The sequence below is a fragment of the Lysinibacillus sp. NPDC093216 genome (genome assembly GCF_050280325.1).
In the GTDB taxonomy this organism is placed as follows: domain Bacteria; phylum Bacillota; class Bacilli; order Bacillales_A; family Planococcaceae; genus Lysinibacillus.
Genome location: NZ_JBNNVB010000030.1, coordinates 1 through 18,853 on the forward strand (window position 1 = coordinate 1; position 18,853 = coordinate 18,853).

At 36.4% G+C, this 18,853-nt stretch carries 16 protein-coding genes and 1 other annotated feature; of the genes, 12 read left to right on the top strand and 4 right to left on the bottom strand.

Annotated elements, in window-relative coordinates; all coding sequences use genetic code 11:
• Positions 1-370: 370 nt before the first annotated feature.
• The 3 genes from ACQKOG_RS22925 to ACQKOG_RS22935 all read left to right on the top strand — a co-directional run bounded on the left by ACQKOG_RS22925 (position 371) and on the right by ACQKOG_RS22935 (position 5,039).
• The gene (locus ACQKOG_RS22925; protein ID WP_402871526.1) at positions 371-1,399 is read left to right on the top strand and encodes a hypothetical protein; all 1,029 of its coding nucleotides are present in this window, start codon (positions 371-373) and stop codon (positions 1,397-1,399) included.
• Positions 1,400-1,479: 80 nt separating this feature from the next.
• Positions 1,480-1,700 (top strand) — a binding site (T-box leader).
• Between the two features lie 337 nt (positions 1,701-2,037).
• A complete protein-coding gene (gene argS, locus ACQKOG_RS22930) occupies positions 2,038-3,717 on the top strand; it encodes an arginine--tRNA ligase (protein WP_427448327.1) in 1,680 nt (559 codons plus the stop codon).
• Positions 3,718-3,866: 149 nt separating this feature from the next.
• Positions 3,867-5,039 (top strand): CynX/NimT family MFS transporter, encoded by a 1,173-nt coding sequence (locus tag ACQKOG_RS22935; RefSeq protein ID WP_427448328.1) that lies wholly within the window; start codon positions 3,867-3,869, stop codon positions 5,037-5,039.
• Between the two features lie 122 nt (positions 5,040-5,161).
• Here ACQKOG_RS22935 and ACQKOG_RS22940 read toward each other — a convergent pair whose 3' ends face one another.
• Both ACQKOG_RS22940 and ACQKOG_RS22945 read right to left on the bottom strand, forming a co-directional pair.
• Positions 5,162-6,151, bottom strand: coding sequence for an alpha/beta fold hydrolase (locus ACQKOG_RS22940; protein ID WP_427448329.1), 990 nt, complete (start codon positions 6,149-6,151; stop codon positions 5,162-5,164).
• Between the two features lie 3 nt (positions 6,152-6,154).
• A complete protein-coding gene (locus ACQKOG_RS22945) occupies positions 6,155-6,703 on the bottom strand; it encodes a MarR family winged helix-turn-helix transcriptional regulator (RefSeq protein WP_370081445.1) in 549 nt (182 codons plus the stop codon).
• A gap of 378 nt (positions 6,704-7,081) precedes the next feature.
• Between ACQKOG_RS22945 and ACQKOG_RS22950 the strand changes: the two genes are divergently transcribed.
• Positions 7,082-8,242 (top strand): TcaA NTF2-like domain-containing protein, encoded by a 1,161-nt coding sequence (locus ACQKOG_RS22950; RefSeq protein ID WP_427448330.1) that lies wholly within the window; start codon positions 7,082-7,084, stop codon positions 8,240-8,242.
• An 8-nt stretch (positions 8,243-8,250) separates the two neighbouring features.
• Positions 8,251-10,026, top strand: a complete 1,776-nt coding sequence (gene recQ, locus ACQKOG_RS22955; protein WP_370081441.1) for a DNA helicase RecQ — start codon at positions 8,251-8,253, stop codon at positions 10,024-10,026.
• 72 nt (positions 10,027-10,098) lie between these two features.
• Here recQ and ACQKOG_RS22960 read toward each other — a convergent pair whose 3' ends face one another.
• Both ACQKOG_RS22960 and msrA read right to left on the bottom strand, forming a co-directional pair.
• Positions 10,099-10,446, bottom strand: coding sequence for a VOC family protein (locus ACQKOG_RS22960; RefSeq protein ID WP_427448331.1), 348 nt, complete (start codon positions 10,444-10,446; stop codon positions 10,099-10,101).
• A 953-nt stretch (positions 10,447-11,399) separates the two neighbouring features.
• Positions 11,400-11,921, bottom strand: coding sequence for a peptide-methionine (S)-S-oxide reductase MsrA (gene msrA / locus ACQKOG_RS22965; protein ID WP_427448332.1), 522 nt, complete (start codon positions 11,919-11,921; stop codon positions 11,400-11,402).
• Positions 11,922-12,097: 176 nt separating this feature from the next.
• Here msrA and ACQKOG_RS22970 point away from each other — a divergent pair, with 176 nt between their 5' ends.
• The 7 genes from ACQKOG_RS22970 to ACQKOG_RS23000 all read left to right on the top strand — a co-directional run bounded on the left by ACQKOG_RS22970 (position 12,098) and on the right by ACQKOG_RS23000 (position 18,737).
• Entirely contained in the window at positions 12,098-13,048 is a 951-nt protein-coding gene (locus tag ACQKOG_RS22970; protein WP_427448333.1) for an LCP family protein, read from the top strand.
• 64 nt (positions 13,049-13,112) lie between these two features.
• The gene (locus ACQKOG_RS22975) at positions 13,113-14,312 is read left to right on the top strand and encodes an AI-2E family transporter (protein WP_415730485.1); all 1,200 of its coding nucleotides are present in this window, start codon (positions 13,113-13,115) and stop codon (positions 14,310-14,312) included.
• A 151-nt stretch (positions 14,313-14,463) separates the two neighbouring features.
• Positions 14,464-15,417 (top strand): helix-turn-helix transcriptional regulator, encoded by a 954-nt coding sequence (locus ACQKOG_RS22980; protein ID WP_427448334.1) that lies wholly within the window; start codon positions 14,464-14,466, stop codon positions 15,415-15,417.
• 64 nt (positions 15,418-15,481) lie between these two features.
• Positions 15,482-16,045: a GyrI-like domain-containing protein gene (locus ACQKOG_RS22985; protein ID WP_370081425.1), complete on the top strand. Its 564-nt coding sequence runs from the start codon at positions 15,482-15,484 to the stop codon at positions 16,043-16,045.
• Positions 16,046-16,145: 100 nt separating this feature from the next.
• A complete protein-coding gene (locus ACQKOG_RS22990) occupies positions 16,146-16,565 on the top strand; it encodes a DUF1801 domain-containing protein (RefSeq protein ID WP_370081423.1) in 420 nt (139 codons plus the stop codon).
• A gap of 377 nt (positions 16,566-16,942) precedes the next feature.
• A complete protein-coding gene (locus ACQKOG_RS22995; RefSeq protein WP_370081421.1) occupies positions 16,943-17,470 on the top strand; it encodes a TetR/AcrR family transcriptional regulator in 528 nt (175 codons plus the stop codon).
• A 73-nt stretch (positions 17,471-17,543) separates the two neighbouring features.
• Positions 17,544-18,737, top strand: coding sequence for an MFS transporter (locus ACQKOG_RS23000; RefSeq protein ID WP_370081419.1), 1,194 nt, complete (start codon positions 17,544-17,546; stop codon positions 18,735-18,737).
• Positions 18,738-18,853 lie beyond the last annotated feature (116 nt).

Sequence of the window (18,853 nt, forward strand, 5' to 3'; positions counted from 1 at the left end):
ACAACCTAAACCAGACGAAAATCGAGACTCTTTGATCTTAGGAAGTAATTTTTCCATTTTATTTTCTTCTTTTGGATATAGATCTTGTTTCATTGTCTTAAATAAGGCTAGTTGATCTGCTTTTCCTAATTCTCCGACTGCTTCATACACATATCTCCACATTATTGAACGCCTCCTGAAAATGCATTATATTCAACCATATTCAGTATTTTCAATAGAGCAACAATCTATACGAAAACAGCCTATATTAAAAACGTGGTATATCCCGTAAGCTAAATAATCTTCAGGGAGAGTTCTAGAAGGTAAGAGTGAGGGGTACTTTAAATAGTAGTATGAAATGGCAAACTTTATAGTAGAAAGGGAGGGAATCTTGAAGAGATTTACATTTATTTTGATAATTATCGTAATGATTTGCATTGTCTTTAATAAAAAAATATTTTCAATTGATGATCATAACGCATCTGAGTCTAATCTTTACATCAATGTGTTTGATCCTAAAAGTTTGAAGTTTACATTCTATCATTTTGACCAGATTCAAAATAAAAGTAAATTACTATTTAGTAAGGAAACGGCGGATTATACTGCTTTCGCTTATTCTGAACGTACTAATAAATTGTATTTTGCTGATGGCATATCAGATCATACAATACAATTATTTGAAAATGATCTAAACACGAATCAAATGAAACAGTTAACCACTTTATTTAATAACGTTGATTTTATCCAAATAGACAAAGACCAAAAAATTATCTTGATGAGAGTACTATTAAGAGATGAATTTAGAAATTTTCATATAGCTACGTACAATCTTCAAACAAAGAAAATACAAATATGGGAAGAAGACAATAAGGACAGAAGTGTTTTAGATTTTAATTATAACCCGAATAATAATCAATTAATTGTAGTCTCTTTCTCCGAGAACGAAGATCAGAAGAAACTTACAGAGGCTAATAAAAATCAAACGAAATTACAGCCGATTAAACACAGTTTAGATATTTATAATATAGAAGGTCAACAAATAAAACATATAGCCGATGTAGAGAGATTTATAAGTGGCGCATCATTGGCACCAGATGCTAGCTCTGTAATTATCAGTTATGATGAAGCTGTAGACAGTCCTATTTCGCATGTTGTAGAAATAGATATCCAATCCAACACCGTAAAGCCTTTACTAGATAGTAGTGGTATTTATTCGAAAATTCGCTCCGTTAAATTCGATGAAAAAAAAGAAGGGTTTTATTTCTTATCTAGTTTTATTGATGAAAAAAAGGGTTATAGTATTTTGGAAATACCTAAAGAGAGCGTACTCTCGTATTATGACATCAAGAAAAATAAGGTGCGAAATGTATGGAGGGCTGAAAGAAGTGTTATTGTTAATTATTCAGCAGAACATTTTTAATATACAATTTATTTCTTGATAATTCTGAAAAGGCTGTTGACTTCGATCTGGAGTTCCTGTAGAATGTTCTGAAATTACAGGTAAATTCGATGAAAAAGAGAGTAGTTTATGGAGCTACTGGAAAGCGAATTAGGGATGGTGTGAGCCTAATGCAGCAGCCATAAATGAAACGCACTTTGGAGAAGGTTCTCGAATTAGTAGTAGAGAATATCGGGGAGTCACCTCGTTAACAATGGAAAGTGGTCATATTGATATGGCAACTAGAGTGGTACCACGGGATAACTATGCTCTCGTCTCTATATTTAGAGACGGGGGCTTTTTTTATCTTCATTCAGTAGAAGTCTCTTACCTCTATTGGTACGAGATGAAAAGGAGCTGTGGTCCCTTTTCAGTGAATGTACAAACACCTACCGAAAATAGAGGAACTCAGTCTAAGAACGCCACGTCCTGTGGCAACGACTGAGTGACCAACATCATGTTGCTGACGCTACGTTAGCACTGCGCTTTCGCACAGAAAACATTTGTTGGCCTAAAGCCTCCGGCGGATGTCACAGATTTTCAAAGGAATGAATTGTGCGGGCACAATTCAAAATCCGGACGCAATTACGCCAAGGCGAAATTGATTATTTGAGAGGAGAATGAACATGCATACACAAATTGCGAAAAGTATCGCTGTGGCATTAAGTAATGAGTTATCTGTCAATGACATTCAAAGTTTACTAGAGAAACCGAAAAATTTGGACTTAGGGGATTTGGCATTTCCGTGCTTTACATTGGCAAAAAAATTAAGAAAATCTCCAAATAGTATCGCATCCGACTTAAAAAACAATGTAAGCTGTGAGTTCATACAAGAGGTTCAAGTAGTAGGTGGGTATGTCAATATATTTTACCATCAGCCAACGATTACACATCAAGTGCTTAGTCAAATAGTAAAAGAAGAAAATTTATACGGGACTCAGCAGGAATCGAAGGGGAATGTAGTGTTGGATTTTTCTTCACCTAATATAGCAAAGCCTTTTTCCATGGGTCATTTACGTTCTACTGTGATCGGCAATGCATTGGCCAACATTGCCGAGAAAAACGGCTATCAAGCAATTCGCATCAATCATTTAGGAGATTGGGGAACACAGTTTGGTAAGTTAATCGTTGCCTATCGAAAATGGGGAGACCCAAAAACAATTGAAGCTGCCCCAATCGAGGAACTGTTAAAAATTTATGTAAAGTTCCATGAAGAAGCGGAGCAGGATGAAACACTCAATGAACAGGCTCGTACTGCGTTTAAAGCGTTAGAAGATGGGGATGAAGAGTCATTAGCTTTATGGCAATGGTTTAGAGATGCATCACTCGAAGAATTCAAGACCATTTATCAACTACTAGGAATTAACTTTGATTCTTTCGCGGGGGAAGCATTCTACAATGACAAAATGACTGCTGTTGTTAAAGAGTTGGAGGAAAAAGACCTGCTTGTGAAATCCGAGGGTGCTTATGTCGTTGAAATAGATCATATGCCACCTTGCTTAATAACTAAAACAGACGGTGCTACGCTCTATGCTACACGTGATTTAGCAGCTGCTTTTTATCGTAAACACCAATATGACCCTAAAAAATCATTTTATGTTGTAGGAAATGAACAATCTCTTCATTTTCACCAACTATTTAAGGTCATTGAAAAGATGGGGTACGGTTGGGCAAAAGATTTACAGCATGTGCCGTTTGGAATGATCCTAAAAGAGGGTAAAAAAATGTCGACGCGTAAAGGAAAGATCGTTTTATTGGCAGATGTACTAACAGAAGCGATTGCCACTGCGAAGCGAAATATCGAGGAAAAAAATCCAAATCTAGTGGATAAAGAGAACATTGCACGCCAGGTTGGTGTAGGAGCGGTTATATTTAATGATTTGAAAAATGATCGTCTTCATGATATTGAGTTTTCGATTGAGCACATGATGCATTTTGAAGGTGAAACAGGGCCATATATTCAATATACGTATGCTCGTATCTCATCTCTTCTGGAAAAAGCAAATGAACAAAGTTACGAAGTATCGTTTGAAGCATTAGGGGAGCAAGCATGGCCAGTCGTTGTATTACTAGAACAGTTTCCGAATGTAATTGCCAACGCTTTTGAGCAAGCAGATCCATCACAAATTGCTAAATATGCATTGCAATTAGCGCGTGTATTTAATAAATATTATGCTCAAAATAAAATATTGGTCGATGACAACCAGAGAACATCACGATTAGCATTTTGTCATTGTGTAGCCATTGTTTTAAAAGAATCGTTAGCCTTACTGGGAATGGCTGCGCCTAAAAAAATGTAAGTAGAATAAGCCGCATCTTTTCATCATTAATTGCCATGAAATTGACCGATACTAGAAAAAATGGTAAAAGGGAATAGTGAGAATTCTGAGATTTGACAAATTTAGTTGAATTTTTAACCGTAAAAATAGAGAGAAGGTTTTTAGAAAGTATGGAGAAAAAGCAATGGCGTGTTTCCATGGTACTTGTGGTTGTTAGTATTTTCTTCGTTGCACTCAATATGCGCCCAGCAGTCACAGGAATAGGACCACTATTTAATGTACTTTTGGAATCACTCCATATATCAAATACAAAAATGAGCTTTTTAACTTCTATTCCGGTGTTTTGTATGGGTCTCTTTGCACCGTTCGCAGTACCATTACAAAGAAAACTCGGAACAAAAACAGCAATTACGCTCTTAATAATGACCCTAGCATTAGCAAATGGGCTGCGCTTTTTAAAAGAAAGTTATGTACTACTTGTAGTCACAAGTTTTGCTGCAGGATTTGCCATTGCACTTATTGGACCCATCTTAAATGCCTATATAAAGAAAAAATTCCCGAACCGTTTTACAACTGTTGTAGGTATTTATTCATTTGGAATAGGAACAGGGGCAACATTGAGTGCTGCGTTAACCGTGACATTTTATAATCATTTTCATGAGAGCTGGACGATGGCACTTGGCAGTTGGGCAATACTTGCTATCATTGCTCTTTGTATATGGTTACTTGCAATACAAAATCAAGAGCTGCCAGAGACAGAGGCATTGACAGAAAATGCGGCACGGAATCCTTGGAAAAATGCCCGTGCTTGGACCATTTTAATTTACTTTGGCATACAAACATCTTTGTTCTTCTCAATAATGTCATGGCTAGTACCGATAGTACAGGCTAAGGGCTTTTCTCTTGGGGCTGCAAGCTCTATGCTAACATTTATGTCTATTGTACAAATGATTGGAAACATTTTGGTTCCTATACTAATGGAAAAATGGTTCAGTCGAATCGGTTGGCTCTTTTCTTTAGGGTTCCTAGGCTTGATTGGCTTTGTGTTGCTATGGTTAGGCTCAGGGACTTTATTATGGATTGCAGTATTCATAATAGGCATCGTATTAAGTGGCTTATTTCCAATTGGGTTATTGTTACCATTGGATGAGGCAAGAAATGACGAGGAGGCAAATAGCTGGTCATCTATGGTGCTTTCAGGTGGCTTTATGATAAGCTCCATTATCCCTATACTGATTGGTTATTGCTATGATGTGACAGGTAACCATACATTTACCTATATGATTTTTATAATATTAATGATTGGCATAATAGCTACTACAATTATGCTTAAGAAAAAATAATGCGGAGACATGCGCTGATATACGAGCATGTCTCTTTTTCGAAGCTACAACTATAGGACACGAGAAAAGCCGATTTCACTTTGTGTATTAAAAATCGGCTTTTCTTTAGTTCTCATTTTTTATTATGAATTTTTATAAGATCTGGACGCTTCCTGTTCATTATTAAAGATCTGTAATAATGCATCAGAAAACAAGGTGGTTTGGTCCATCATAATTCGATGACCGGCATTTGGAATGATAAATAATTTTTTATGGGGAGCAATAATTTTAGTAAAATATTCTTCGGCAATAATGGAGGGAGCCTGCCAATCATTTTCACCTAAAATATAATAAACGGGAACTTTATAAACTGAGGATTCTGTCGTCAGGTCAAAGTCTTCTAAAAATTCATGTACCTTGCTATTTGCTTTCAGTCCTTTTGAAAATGCGGAAAGATCCGATAATTTAAAAATAGGACTTTTAAACGCTGATATAAATACAGGAAGATCACTCTTCACAGCTAAACAATATTTCCCTTGAAGTTTTCGAATTTTCATACATTTCTTTAAAAACTCTCGATCAAACTTTATTTTTTCTCCAGGATAAGTTCCTATAGCTTCTAGCTTTTTTAGAGCTTTTTTATCATTAGCCTTTACTATTTGCTCCTTCATTTTTTCATAAGCAACACGCTCATTTTCAAGAAAGGAGACAACTTGTGCCACGCCAATATAATAAGAAATGTCATCAGGATATTGCTTAATAAATATACTTCCTAAAATAGTGCCCCAAGACCTTCCGAGTAAAACGATCTTTTCCTTATTATATTTTTTCTTTAAATATTGAATAATTCCATATAAATCTTCTAGCATGACATCAATTGTAGGATATTTATCTGGGTTTTTAGTAAGTGTTTTTCCAGCACCACGCTGATCCCAATGAACAATCGTAAAAGTTTCTTCTAATTTATCTTGAAAAGCATGGGCAAAAAGAGATTCAACACTACCAGGACCACCATGTAAATAAAGTAATACTGGGTTATCATAATTAGTACCTGAATGAAATAAATAATGATTTACACCGTTAACCGAGACAAATTCTTCGATATTAATTAATTTCTCGGATTTATTTTTCATTTCTCATTCTCCCTCTATATGATTTCTTCGTCTTTCAAACTCCTTTAAAACCTTCAGCTGAACGTCATTTTGATTTTCATCCATTGTTAAATTACTGTGCTCTTCAAAACCATCCTGTTCTTCACCATCAAAACTATATAATTTCTTTAATAGACCCCACATTGTCTCTAGTTCATTAGTAGAAAAATTTTTAAAAAGATCTGCTAAAAAATATGTTCCTTTTTCTCCTGCCTCTAACGCAACTTGTTTACCAAACTCAGTAATCGTCGTGTTGACCGCACGTTTATCATGCTGACTAGGGGCAATTTCTACATATCCTTTGTTTTTCATAGTAGTGACTAGTTGTTTTACATTCTGTTTAGTCGTTCCTAGTTTTCTTGCGATATTGTTGAACGATGCTTGATCTTCAGGTAAATGAGCAATAGCTAGGATTACCATAAATTGTCTAGATGTTAATTTTTCTAAATATTGATCGGATTGTACTTGAATTTTATTGCCAACAGAAAAAAGGGCTGAATATATTTGTTGCATTAGAAATAAGTCATTGTTCATAAAGATATCCTTTCTTTTAGACAATATATTGTCTATAAAATTAATGAACGAGAAGACTTCTTTTTTAAATAACATTTTAACCGCAAATTATAAGTCATTTTTCATAGCAAACCTAAAAAAGAGCTGAATTTTTTAGGTATAACGAATTGAGTAAAAGGTGAGGGCAATATTTTCATAACACCTTTTCATAAATAATACTATTATGTAAACTTGAAACGTTTAGTAACCTTGTTTATGATAGTAAAGAAAGATGTTTAACTTGCATTCAGCACAGGTGATGAGATGAATGCGAGTGAGGTTACTTTTTAGCGGTGTAAAAATATCCGCTGAGGTAGAGTAACTCAGGCCATGTACTTCTCATCTTGTGAGAATGCCTGAGTGACCAACATCGTGCCATATGCAAAGGCAGATTTGATAGAAAGTTTTGGTGAACGTATGCGGAAAAAGGTGCTCATTCTTGGAGCAACAGCTTTATTATTAACGGGCTGTGAAAATGAAACATTGGCAGAAGTGTTTCATATTAAAAAGACCGATGTGAAATCGGAAAAAGTTGTGACGAAGCAGCAAGAAAAAATTGTACCGGAAGTAAAAGTAGTTGGGGAGAACGGAATTGGTGCAGGAGTCATTATTAAAAAAGAAGACGCTAAGCTCTATATTTTGACAAATGGTGCGCTCGTCGCTTCAAAGCCAGCTGCTCTCGTGCAATTTAACAATGATAAACTTATGGAAGCTGAAGTGCACTATATATCTACAGCTGATAATATAGCCATTTTAGAAGTGCCATATAATGCATCCGTTAAGATGCCGACCATCTATAACGGTGAATTAAATCAGTTAGCTGTTTATGTCGATAGCTTACCGCACATCATTAAAAAATATAGTGACAGCGTAGCAGCTTATTACATAGATGCAAAACAAAATACACTTATAGGGAGCCCGGTTCTAGAAGCAGAGAATGGTGAACTTGTGGGCATCTATTTTAAACGCATGCAAAACGGTGTATCACAGCCGTTTATATTGCCATATAAAGATATTGTACAGTTATTGGATGACTGGATTTCAGGTACAATGAAGACAAATGATCGACTAACTCAATCCAAAAACTTAAATCCATATATTGAACATGGCGATAAAGAAGCAGTCCAGCAAGCTATTGAACAATACGGAAAGAATATTTTTGCTTATAATGCCGATGAGATAAAGCTATTTTTAGATACATTTTATAAGCATCTAAAGGCAGCTGTTGATAATCATGACGCTAGTGTTATGAAGCCTTTTGTAAGTTCAGACGACTTGCAAAGCACGCTGGATAATATGGTAGCGAATTACGCATCGAAACAAGCGAAAATTCGTTTTTACGATACGTCGATTAAAAACATCAGTATGAAGGGCCAAAATATTGTAGTTCGTGCCAAAATAGAATATGTACTAACAAATTCTGCTGGTCAAGAGGCACTTACGAACTCTATGATGGTATATGAAATAAATAAAAATGAACAGGGCGAGTATAAGCTTATTCGCCTAACAACTGAGGAGTGAAAAGTTGGATGGAGCAAGCAAGACAAATGCTACAACATCATTTTGGCTATGATTCATTTCGCAATGGACAAGAACCAATTATTGAACAAACATTACGAGGTCAATCAAGTCTTTGTGTGATGCCAACTGGCGGAGGTAAATCAATTTGCTATCAAATTCCGGCACTCATGCTAGATGGCCTCACAGTCGTCATATCTCCTTTAATTTCTCTTATGCAAGATCAGGTAGAAGCATTACGTGCTGCAAATATTCCGGCCGCGTATATAAATAGTACTTTAACCGTGCAAGAAGTGAATGAAACGATTCAGCTAGCGAGTGCAGGTTATTTAAAGCTTCTTTATATAGCTCCTGAGCGATTAGAGAGTGCAACATTTTTACAGGTACTATCGAATTTATCTGTACCTTTACTTGCTGTGGATGAGGCACACTGTATTTCCCAGTGGGGGCATGATTTTAGACCAAGTTACCGAGCAATCCAAAAATTATTTACATTGTGGCCACAAAAGCCAACTGTCTTAGCACTGACAGCAACAGCTACACCAGCTGTTTGTGATGATATTAGACAATTATTAGGAATTGACGAGCATTCGACGGTGATTACCGGCTTTTCGCGCGATAATTTATCTTTCTCAGTGTTAATTGGTGAAAACAAAGAGCGTTATATTAAAAACTATTTAGTGAAAAATAAAAATGAAGCGGGCATTATTTATGCAGCGACACGAAAGGCTGTAGACGCAATTTATGAGCTTTTAAGTCGCTCGGGCGAAGCTGTGGCAAAATACCATGCGGGCCTGTCAGAAGACATGCGTATGTCAGAGCAGGAGCGCTTTTTAAAAGATGAGGCACGCATAATGGTAGCTACCAATGCATTTGGAATGGGGATTGATAAGAGTAATGTACGCTTTGTTATTCATTATCAAATGCCGCGCAATATGGAGAGCTATTATCAGGAAGCAGGACGTGCAGGACGAGACGGCTTGCCAAGTGCCTGTATTTTGCTTTATGCATCAGGTGATGTTCAAACACAGCGCTTTTTAATTGAACAAACACAGGATGAAACACGTATTTCACAGGAATTAGCAAAGCTGCAAACGATGGTTGATTATTGTCATACTGAAGGTTGTTTACAAAATGCTATTTTAACGTATTTTGACGACGAAGCAGGGGCTCCTTGTAGTCGTTGTAGTAATTGTAATGATGGACGGGAAGTCAAAGATGTAACGGTAGATGCACAAAAGGTGTTAGCTTGTGTTGTAAGGATGGGGCAAAAATTTGGTAAAACAATGGTGGCCCAAGTGTTAATTGGTTCCAAAAACCAAAAGGTATCGGAATTTGGCTTTGCAAGGCTGTCTACCTATGGCATTTTAAAAGGCCAATATTCCTCTAAGGATGTTTCAAACTTTATTGAGTTTTTAATTGCTGAAGGCTTACTTGCTGTTAAACACGGCACGTTTCCGACAATATATGTACCAGAGGATGGCAAAGAAGTTCTACTGGGGAATCGACAGGTCATGCGAAAAGAAGCTGTTACTGTTCGTAAGCTTGTAGACAATGATCCGTTATTTGAGCACTTACGATTACTGCGTAAAGAGATTGCAGATGAGGAAAAGGTACCACCATTTGTGGTGTTCTCTGATAAAACATTGCGTGATTTATGTGACAAAAAGCCAACAGAGCTAGAAGACTTACGTCAAATAAGTGGTATTGGTGAAGTGAAATTCGAAAAATACGGTGAGCGTTTCTTCGATGCTCTTCAGTCTTTTTTGAAAACAACGTCAAACTAAAAGGAAAAAGGGAAGTGCTTAATTCTATAGAATTAGGCACTTCCTTTATATTTGCAACGTATTTACAACCCACTATTTCTCCCAAAGCTCGACTAGTCGACCATCAGGATCTTCAATCCAAATAAACTTTCCAAATTCACTAATCTCTTGTTCTTTTGCAAGAGGTACACCCATTTGTTCAAGATGCTTAATCGTCTCGTTTAGATCATGTACTTGGAAATTTAACATTACTTGTTGTTCTGTTGGAAAATAACTGTCATCTTCGGTAAAGAAAGAAAAAATCGTCTCATTTCCTGATTGGGGTTTAATCATAGTCCCATTCCAATTTTCTATTTCAATCTTCAAGACTTCACTGTACCATTTTTTTATAACATCAAGATTCTTAGTTCTCCAAAATATTCCTCCGAAACCTTTAATCATCGTAGCAAACTCCTATCTGTCTTTAAATTTTTAGTTTTTCGATTTATTGTTAAGGCTCTTTAAGTATAATTTTAGCATAAATATCCATTGGAAAATTACCTTAATGAATAACTAAAGAGGTAATTTTCATCATATTTTTTTCAAAGCTCTGACCAAAACAAAAAATAACCCGGAATTAATAAATTCCGGGCTTGATTCACACTTACTTATAGTACTCCATGACACACTGCCTCGCTTCCGCATAGATCTTAATTTTTTAAGACAACTGTGCTTTAGCTTCATTCAGCTTTGATGGTCCTTCTGAGTTACCGGTCAGCCCCACTCATCGGGTTAACCCTCCTTGTCATTGGATTTGAAGTGAAATCTTTAATAGTATAGATCGTTCATTATTTTTTATACACATTATTTAAAAAAGATTATCTTGAAGAATAACTAGCGAAGTGATTTTTTAACAAAGCTATAGTACCAAAACAAAAAAAGAACCCGGGATATTATTCCCGGGCTTGATCCTCACTTACTTATAGTGCTCCATGACACACTGCCTCGCTTCCGCATAGATCTTAATTTTTTAAGACAACTGTGCTTTAGCTTTTCAGCTTTGATGGTCCTTCTGAGTTACCGGTCAGCCCCACTCATCGGGTTAACCCTCCTTGTCATTGGATTTGAAGTGAAATCTCTAATAGTATAGACCGTTCATTATTTTATATACACGTTAATAAAAAAGTTTCAATTTCAATAAGATAAATTATAAAAGGATCATCAGATGCTTTTAATCAGATGTTTCAAAGTAGCCAATTTACGGGGCATTAATGTAACAAGTATATAAAAAGGTCGAATCCTTCACGTAAGGGAATTCGACTTTTTTAGGTTGAAATCTATATCTTATTATGAAAAGAACATTTCGGAAACGGTTTTATTCTGATTAGGCTATCGAAATAAATGATTATATTTAGCTATTTCTCCCAATTCTCAGCGATAAACTGATCTCGACCAGAAAGCGCTCGGTCCTTCTGATAGTGCCCCGACTCTTTTTTATAAAAGTCCTGATGATAATCTTCTGCAGGGTAGAAGTACTTGGCATCGCGAATTGTGGTTACAATAGGTTTATCAAAGCGACCACTTTTTGCTAGCTTTCCCTTGGAAGCTTCTGCAATGCGCTTTTGTTCCTCTGAATAAGTAAAGATTGCTGTCGTATATGATTCACCACGGTCATGGAATTGACCATAAGCATCTGTTGGATCAATTTGCATCCAGTAAATATCAAGGAGCTGTTCATAACTAAAAACGCTAGGGTCGAATTCAATTTCGACTACTTCTAAATGGCCAGAAGTTCCTTTTTTGACATCCTCATAAGTAGGGTTGTCTAAATGGCCACCCATGTAGCCTGAAGTGACCTTATGTATACCATCCCATTCAACAAATGGCTTTACCATACACCAAAAACAACCGCCAGCAAACGTAGCTTTCTCGATCATATTCATCATCCTTTCTTTTGTGAAAATATTATAGCATTATTTTGTTCATTACTGGCAAAAAGGGTGTAAAATAACCTATAAATAGTTGTTGATAGGATTCGAAACATCATATAAAATGAACCTTTCTTTATATGGAATCGTTACATTAACTATAAAAAATAGAGGAGTTAACAGTTATGGAAGAGCAAGATTATTCAAGACGCTCACAACGTCCAAAAAAACGTCACTTGCGTAAAGGGAGAGCATTGTTCACATTGTTATTACTTTGTGTCATTGTGATTGCAGGTTATGCCGTTATGCAATATCGGAGTGGCCTAAAATTGGCAAGTGAAACAAAGGTAGCCCAAGAGGATTTCACCGGGGATCCAGTAAAAGGCGATGTTGAAAACTATTTATTATTAGGGATCGATACTCGTGGTGAAGAAAAATCACGTACAGATACAATGATGGTATTATCTTGGAATAAGAAAACAAATGATGTTAAGCTCGTGTCATTAATGCGAGATATTTATGCGGATATTCCAGGTTATAAATCCTATAAGCTTAATACTGCTTACTATTTAGGCGGTGTTCAATTATTAAAGGATACGATTGGTAATATGTTTGGACTGCCGATTAATCATTATGCAATTATCGATTTTAAAAATTTTGAATCACTTGTAGATATTATTGCGCCAAATGGCGTTGAAATCGATGTAGACAAAGATATGTCTGAAAAAATTGGCGTTTCATTAAAACAAGGTGTGCATAACTTAAACGGTAAAGAATTACTTGGCTTTGCCCGTTTCCGTCACGATGAAAAAGGTGATTTTGGTCGAGTGGAACGTCAGCAAAAAGTTATCGAAGCCTTAAAGAATGAAATTTTATCGCCTCAAAATATGTTGAACTTACCAAAATTCGTTGGTGCAGCGCAAGGTTATATCACATCGGACTATTCATCAGCAGGGGAGATTCAACAAGTACTGAAAATGGTGTCGAAAGGTAAAGTTAAAATAGAAAAAGCAACTATTCCAGTAGAAGGTAGTTATAGTTTCAAAAGCTTTAGTGGTGTCGGTGATTCAATTGTAATTGACGTAGAAAAAAACAAAGAATTTTTACGTAAGTTTTTAGGCATTTCCCTAGAGTGATTTTTCGCAAAATCCAACATATTCCTGTACTATATGGATATAGGATTTGTATTGGGGTGAGTAGATGGAAAAAGAAAGACCAAAAGAGCGTTCGAACTTCTTTTCAACGAAGTTTATTCGCTTTTTAGGTGGTAAAAACTTATTTTTTACATTAATTATTTTATTATTAGTAGCATGTGTTATTTTTATGTTCCAAAAGGTTTCCTTTATATTTACCCCGCTAAAAGTTTTATTTGAGGTAGTTATTCTACCAGGGGTACTTGCCATTATTGGGTATTATTTATTACGCCCAATAGTAGGGCTATTCGAAAGATGGCGTATCCCAAGAGTTTGGGGTATCTTTCTTCTATATATCATTCTAATTGGTATAATTACGTTATTAGTAGTACTTGTCTATCCGTTTTTACGAGACCAGTTTACTAATTTAGCGCAGGAATTCCCAGGATATTTTATGGCGTTTACACAAAATATTGCTGATTATCTGAATAATGCACGTATCAACGAGTACCTAGATAAAATTAATTTAAACTATGACGCAATGGTGAAAAATTTTACTACGGATATGGTGGAGACGGTAAAAGATACGGCTGCGAATTTAGCACAAGGCGTGGCTTCTGGTATTACTGGCTTCGTTTCAGCCTTAACAGGAATTGTTCTATCATTAGTAACGGTGCCATTTATTTTATTTTACTTACTTAAGGATGGCGAAAAACTACCAAGCTTTATTTTAAAAATGTGCCCGCCACGTATGCGTAAAGAAGTACACGAAATTTTCCATGACATGGACAAGCAAATTAGTTCCTATATCCAAGGACAAATTTTAGTGTCAATGTGCATAGGTTCCATGGTGACTATTGGCTTTTTGATTATCGGTATGAAATATGCCTTATTGCTTGGATTCCTTGCTATGATCACGAGTGTGGTTCCATACTTAGGACCAGTTATCGCCATTACACCAGCGGTCATTATCGCTCTTGTAACATCGCCATTCATGCTTATTAAGCTAGCCATTGTTTGGACGGTCGTGCAGCTCATTGAAGGGAAATTCATTTCTCCACAAATTATGGGTAAATCACTTAGTATCCATCCAATTACAATTATTTTCGTGTTATTAACGGCTGGTTCTTTATTTGGCGTTCCAGGTGTCATTTTAGGGATTCCGGGCTATGCCATTATTAAAGTGCTTGTGACACATTTATTCAAGCTATTTAAACAGCGTTATAATCGTTACGAGGATGAGAGCCATCAAAAATATGATGTGTAAGAAGAAATAGCTACTGCGAAAGTGCAGTAGCTGTTTTTTTATAAGGCTATAATAAACTTTAATGTTCTATCTCTCGATGTTAATACTCATCTTATCAATTATTCAAATAGTGATAATTTCATGCGTACCATCGAAATGGAGGTTCCATATTTTGGAACTGGAAAGGCTCTTATCAATTATTATTATTTTACTGAACCGTCGAAAGGTACAAGCTAAGGAACTCGCGGAGCAGTTTGAGGTATCCATTCGGACGATATACCGAGATATTGACTCAATTAATGCAGCTGGCATCCCAATAGTCACCTATCAAGGAACAAACGGTGGCATTGGTTTGTCAGAAGGTTACCGTTTGGATCGAAATCTGCTAACAAATGACGAGCTTGCTACTATCGTTACCGCACTTCGCAGTATTTCCACTTCATACGGCAAAGAGCAAAACCAACGACTTGTAGAAAAAATAAATAGTGTCGTACTACCAGCACATGAAGAAGAATTTCAACATAAGACAAATCGCGTACTAATCGATTACTCTCCTTGGGAAGGTATTGAACGTCTCCGTCCGAAACTACAACTATTAGACGAAGCAATAGATAGCAGTATATTAGTGTACTTCACCTATTCGAATGCAGAAGGTGAAGTATCCCAGCGAATAGTAGAGCCACATATGCTTATGCTGAAAGGAAGGCAATGGTATCTACAAGCTTATTGTCTAGAAAAAAAAGAGTTTCGCCTTTTTAAACTAAAAAGAATGAAAGGGCTCGAGGTAGATCGTGAAAGAAACTTCATTCGTCGAGATCCAGCTACTCAGAAGCATGTCGAAGGCAAGCGTAAATTCAAGCCATCCGATGTACCCGAAGTTGTCTTTCAATTCCAGGATGAAGCTCGGCATTTAGCAGAAGAGTGGTTTGGTATTGAAGAACTTTTGCCAGTTGAGGATGGCAGTTGGCTAGTAAAAAAGGCGTATCCAGAAAATGAATGGCTCTATAGTTTCATTCTTAGCTTGGGACATCATGTAGAGGTGCTTGAGCCTCAACATTTACGGGAAATCATTGCTAGTCGTGCGGAAAAAATAGCGATAATTTATAAAAATGACAAAGCAACATGACAATCAGTTGTCAGGTTTATTGTTTTATACTGGTTTCATTCTATAATAAGGAGAATGATTTAGGATGAAACAAAACGAACAAAAAAGTATGACTGACTGGAATCACGTATCGTCTGAAGATAACATTACTACGAAACGAATTGAACCTAGCCGAATTGAGGTACTATCCTCCTTCACGTTAGCTGGAATTAGTACCGTTACAACAAATGAAGCTGAACAAAGCCAAAATGGCAAAATTGGTAAGTTGTTTGAAAATTTCCATTCTCAAAATATTGGTAAGAAGCTAGGAGCTCATATCCAAGAGGATGGTCATTATAGCTGTTACTTCAACTATGATCAGGGAGATGCGGGACTTTATGAAGTAATGGTCAGCGTACATATAAAGGAAGAATTACAACTTCAAAACCTAGATATGATAAAAGCATTTACTGTTCCTGCTTCAAAATATGCTGTATTCGTCACAGAACGTGGACCAATTATAGAAATGGTTCAGCGTACTTGGGCTGATATTTGGCAATGGTCACAGCAGCCAGGCAATAACCGAGCATTCACAGGTGATTTTGAATATTATAGCAAGGGTATTAATCCAGAGGACGGGCAAGCAGAGATTTATATTTCGATAAAATAGCTTTCGGGTTGTATTAGACAATTTGAATTGCTTGTAGAAATTTATTAATCGTACGATTGAGTATTGATTAGTTTGTTATTTTAAAAAAGGAATGATGAATATGAGTACAATCGAAAATACCAAGGTGGAAGAAGTATTCAAACAGTATCCTAAACACATTCAGTCGAAACTATTTATTCTTCGTCAGTTAATTTTGGATACGGCAATAGAGACAGAAAGCGTTGATCATGTGGAAGAAACGCTAAAATGGGGAGAACCTAGTTATATCACAAAAAAAGGGAGTACAATTAGATTAGGCTGGAAACAGTCAAGCCCAGATCAATATGCCATGTATTTTAACTGTAATACGAAGCTAATTGATACGTTTAAAGAGGTTTATAGAGATTTATTTAACTATGAAGGTAATCGAGCGATTGTATTTGCTGAAAATGATGAAATACCAGTAAATGAATTAAAACAGTGTATTGCATTGGCACTCACTTATCATACTCGAAAACATCTACCAATGCTTGGGATATAATAAATAGACGTGTAAATTATAAGAAGAGGATTCCGGGCTATGCCATTATTAAAGTGCTTGTGACACATTTCATTCAAGCTGCGTTATAATCGTTACGAGGATGAGATGCATCAAAAATATGATGTGTAAGAAGAAACAGCTACTGCGAAAGTGCAGTAGCTGTTTTTTTATAAGGCTAGATAAATACGTATAAGGACGAAAGAACAAAACGAGCAGCGACAATTTCGAATAATGCTGGAACGAGGGCTAGAAGTATTTAGTTAAAAAAAAATACTGGACTATTCGTTCCGAAAATATTATATTATTGTTATGGAAAGGAGGAATTTACCATCGGACGTTCAAAAGAGTTTGACAAGGAGCACGTACTACATAAGGCAATGTTAGTATTTTGGGAAAAAGGCTACGATGCAACGAGTATACCGGATTTGTTAGAGGCTATGGAATTAAGCAGATCAAGTTTATACGAAACCTTTACGGACAAACAGACACTTTATATTGAGGCTATACATCAATACAAAAAATTCAATCAAAATAAACGCAATCTCTTGGTAAATGCACCGTCTGCGAAAGTTGGAATACGGCAGTATTTTGATCAGCATATTTCTTCTGCATTTGATGATGATTTGCCCAAAGGTTGTTTGATTACAAAGGCAAGCATCGGTTTGGATTCACCTGATGAACAACTTAGTAAATTGATACGAGACAGCTTTGAGGAATTAGAACAGTCTTTTTATGAACTATTAAGTATAGGACAGCAGGTGGGAGAAATCGACCCTAAGAAAGATATAAAGGCTTTATCACATTTACTACTTAACCTTAATCACAGTATCAAAGTAGTTTCCAAGGTGAAAAACAACAAAAAAATTATTAATGACATGATGAATACTGTAATTGAGATGCTGTAGACAAATTTTTTTAACATTACTGGAATGATCATTCCGGTAAATACGACTTTAATAAAGTGAGGGAGAGTTTTCTATGAGTTTAATCGCAAAACAAAAAATGGAGAAACCTGTTTCATCGTGGATTATACTCATTTTGGCCATAGCTTGTGGCGTGATTGTTGCTAATCTCTATTATGCGCAACCTTTAGTAGGACCCATCAGTTCTACACTCGAATTATCTTCCGGGGCAGCTGGCCTCATCGTCACGCTGACTCAAATTGGATACGGAATCGGATTGTTATTTATCGTTCCTCTGGGAGATATCCTGGAAAATAGAAAACTTGTTGTTACTTTATTGCTCTTCACTGCAGTCGTGTTGGCGATTGCTGCAGTGGTTAAAAGTGCTACGCTATTTCTTGCAACTTCACTGTTTATCGGGGTAGGCTCAGTAGCAGCTCAGGTACTAGTACCGTATGCAGCTCATCTTTCACCCGATGCCACACGTGGTCGCAATGTGGGGAATGTTATGAGTGGTTTGTTACTTGGTATCATGCTCGCTCGTCCCATATCAAGTATTGTGGCGGAGTTTATGGGCTGGCGCGCTATATTCGTCTTTTCCGCTGTAATAATTTTTATTCTGGCTTTTGTATTAGTAAAGTTACTTCCAACAAGGCAACCAATGACAACAACACAATATTCAACACTGCTGATATCTATGTTGCATTTACTCAAATCGACACCAGTCCTACAACGTAGAGCAATCTATCACTTTTGTGTGTTCGGAACTTTTAGTTTGTTCTGGACAACTGTTCCTATGTTATTGACCAGTCCGATTTTCAATTTTTCGCAAAAAGAAGTTGCGTTGTTCGCATTGGTAGGAGTATCTGGAGCGGTTGCTGCACCTGTGGCAGGTCGTCTTGCTGATAAAGGTTGGGTTCGACCAGCTACAGGATTAGCTTTAGCTTTAGTTATCATTTCTGTCATTCTACCCCTTATGATTCAAAGAGGCTCGACATTAGCATTAGTAATATTGGTAGTTTCGGCAATTCTTTTAGACATGGGGGTTTCTGCTAATCTAGTCCTTGGTCAACGCGCTATTTTCTCATTGGGAGCAGAGTTTCGAAGCCGACTTAATGGATTATACATGGCCATTTTTTTTGGAGGTGGTGCTATTGGTTCTGCGACAGGAGGATGGGCATACGCCATGTTTGGTTGGAAAGCAGCATTTTTGATTGGAATAGCTTTACCGACCATTGCGATGATTTATTATGCGACCGAGAAAAAGTAATTAAACTATATGGATGTTCATTCAAATAGAAAAGAAGCTTTAGCAGATACAGATGACATACAACATAATTATTTAAAGAAAAGAGTAAACGAAAAAATAATAAATGAATATAGTAA

Excerpts from the sequence above, each read along its gene's own strand:
- argS (WP_427448327.1), top strand. The coding sequence starts at position 2,038 with ATGAACATGCATACACAAATTGCGAAAAGTATCGCTGTGGCATTAAGT.
- ACQKOG_RS22935 (WP_427448328.1), top strand. The coding sequence starts at position 3,867 with ATGGAGAAAAAGCAATGGCGTGTTTCCATGGTACTTGTGGTTGTTAGT.
- ACQKOG_RS22940 (WP_427448329.1), bottom strand. The coding sequence starts at position 6,151 with ATGAAAAATAAATCCGAGAAATTAATTAATATCGAAGAATTTGTCTCG.
- ACQKOG_RS22945 (WP_370081445.1), bottom strand. The coding sequence starts at position 6,703 with ATGAACAATGACTTATTTCTAATGCAACAAATATATTCAGCCCTTTTT.
- recQ (WP_370081441.1), top strand. The coding sequence starts at position 8,251 with ATGGAGCAAGCAAGACAAATGCTACAACATCATTTTGGCTATGATTCA.
- ACQKOG_RS22960 (WP_427448331.1), bottom strand. The coding sequence starts at position 10,446 with ATGATTAAAGGTTTCGGAGGAATATTTTGGAGAACTAAGAATCTTGAT.
- msrA (WP_427448332.1), bottom strand. The coding sequence starts at position 11,921 with ATGATCGAGAAAGCTACGTTTGCTGGCGGTTGTTTTTGGTGTATGGTA.
- ACQKOG_RS22970 (WP_427448333.1), top strand. The coding sequence starts at position 12,098 with ATGGAAGAGCAAGATTATTCAAGACGCTCACAACGTCCAAAAAAACGT.
- ACQKOG_RS22975 (WP_415730485.1), top strand. The coding sequence starts at position 13,113 with ATGGAAAAAGAAAGACCAAAAGAGCGTTCGAACTTCTTTTCAACGAAG.
- ACQKOG_RS22985 (WP_370081425.1), top strand. The coding sequence starts at position 15,482 with ATGAAACAAAACGAACAAAAAAGTATGACTGACTGGAATCACGTATCG.
- ACQKOG_RS22990 (WP_370081423.1), top strand. The coding sequence starts at position 16,146 with ATGAGTACAATCGAAAATACCAAGGTGGAAGAAGTATTCAAACAGTAT.
- ACQKOG_RS22995 (WP_370081421.1), top strand. The coding sequence starts at position 16,943 with ATGTTAGTATTTTGGGAAAAAGGCTACGATGCAACGAGTATACCGGAT.
- ACQKOG_RS23000 (WP_370081419.1), top strand. The coding sequence starts at position 17,544 with ATGAGTTTAATCGCAAAACAAAAAATGGAGAAACCTGTTTCATCGTGG.